The 1,980-nt window shown below is 33.6% G+C and carries 2 protein-coding genes; both read right to left on the bottom strand.

Annotation, left to right across the window (positions count from 1 at the left end; all coding sequences use genetic code 11):
- Positions 1-690, bottom strand: a 690-nt coding sequence (locus ACY651_RS09820; protein ID WP_462252177.1) for a glycosyltransferase, incomplete at its 3' end; no start/stop codon positions are given.
- On the bottom strand, positions 687-1,980 hold a 1,294-nt coding region (locus tag ACY651_RS09815), incomplete at its 5' end, for a hemolysin family protein (RefSeq protein WP_462252175.1). The genes ACY651_RS09820 and ACY651_RS09815, both read right to left, overlap by 4 nt.

Below are 1,980 nucleotides of genomic sequence, written 5' to 3'. Positions count from 1 at the left end.
CTGCATATTACTTTTCTGTCTTTTTTTAAAAAAAGAAAATGCTTTTAAAAGTGTAATTAAATTGCTGCCGGTATTAACAGGGCCTGTGTATAAAAAATATTCCAGCCCTTCGGTATATTTTTCTTTAACGGCATCTTTTTGTTGCCAGGTTGATGGTTTAAAATCATTACTGGCAGCAGTGTAGGCCACATCAATTTTATCAGATGCTATTTTGTATTTATCAGTAATTTCTTTTTTTAAAAATTCGGCTGTGGTTATAATAACTTTTGCTTTAGTTAAAAATTTTGATGTATTTCTTTTATAAAAATTTAGCCAGCGCTTTGTAAAAAATTGCGGCAGTTGCAAAAAAGATAAATCATTTACGATAACACACTGCGGCAATTTGGTACGTAATGAGCAATACCCACCTGCACTTATAAAAATATCGGCTTTGTTTTTTTTTAATAAAGAAGGCATTTTATAATAAAGCTGGTATTGCAGCAACAAAGGGTTTTTAATTTGAGGTCCGGTTATAACAGGGGTTATGTTTTTTGATGTAATATATTTTTCATCAAAATTGGCATCAACAAAATAAATGAAGTTGTGTTGGGGATATTTTTTGGCTAATCTTGAAAAAATTTCAAAAATAAAATCACCATTATTGCAAGGGTGATTAGTATTTAAAAAATTTGCGTTTACAGCAATGGTCATCGCAGCACTTTTACTTTTACTGTTTCAATCCTTGTATCGCTTACATTTAAAATATCAAATTCGTAGTGGCCAAAAATAATTCGGTCTTTTTGTTTGGGTATGGTTTCGTAATTTTGTATTATGTAACCCGAAAGTGTTTCTGCTCCTTCTTCATCTGGAAACTGGAGTTTGTATTTTTCAGTAATATAATCCAGTTCCAGCCTGCCGCTAAAAATAAATTCGTTGCCCGATAATTGTTTTTCTACAAACTCTTCAGTGTCGTATTCATCACGAATGTCGCCAAAAATTTCTTCCAGTATATCCTCCATAGTTACAATGCCGGCCGTGCCGCCAAATTCGTCAATTACCCAGGCAATACTTTTTCTTTCTTTACTGAATTTATTCATCAGGTCGGTAGCGCTCATACTTTTAGGCACCGTGGGTATGGGTAATAATACTTCTTTTAAAGTAGCAGGATTTTTAAAAAGGTCAAGCTGATGAACATAGCCAGTAATATTATCTATATTATTTTCGTACACCACCAGTTTGCTTAACTGGGTATGTATAAATTTATTTTTTACTTCCTCAATAGTTGTATTACTGTTTACACCTTCAATTTCCCGGCGTGGTATAAGGCATTGGCCCAGTTTAACTTCACTTAATGATAAAGCATTTTCAAAAAGTTCTTTATTTATTTCATTGTTATCTTCTTCCTCGTGGCTTTTGCTTTGCTGCAGAAAATGTTCCAGATCTACTTTGCTGAATATTTCTTTTTTCTCATTAAGCTTTACATCAAACAAATGCCTTAACATCCACTCAGCCGTATTTACAAAAAAAGCAGCGGTGGACGATAGCAGCCAGTAAAAAAAACTTGCAATAAAACTTATAATACCCGAGCTGAGTAATTCATTATTTCTTGCCCTGAAAAATGCTTTAAACATAAATTCCACAAACAGCAGTATCAATGTAGAGATAACAGTTTCTACAAAAAGCTTGATGTATTTTACATATCCCGAAAGAGATGGAGAAAGTTGTGCAGCAATCCAATTCCATACCGGCGAAAGCATACTGCCAATAAGCAAACCATAAATAACTAAAACAATATTTACACCAACTAATGTGGTACCGATGAAACGTGTTGGCTTATCCGAATAAGCGCCCCAGATTTTTCCGCTGTAAGTACCCTGCTTTCTGTTTAATTCAACAGATAATTTATTAGCAGATACAAATGCTATTTCTATACCGGAAAAAAAACCGATGAGTAACAATGAAGCGATAATTGCAATAAGGGCCATCCAATCCATACTATAA

This window comes from Ferruginibacter sp. (assembly GCF_031391665.1).
Classification (GTDB): domain Bacteria; phylum Bacteroidota; class Bacteroidia; order Chitinophagales; family Chitinophagaceae; genus Ferruginibacter.
The sequence above is the reverse complement of the archived record's forward strand: the minus strand, read 5'-3'. Positions and strand labels throughout refer to the sequence as shown.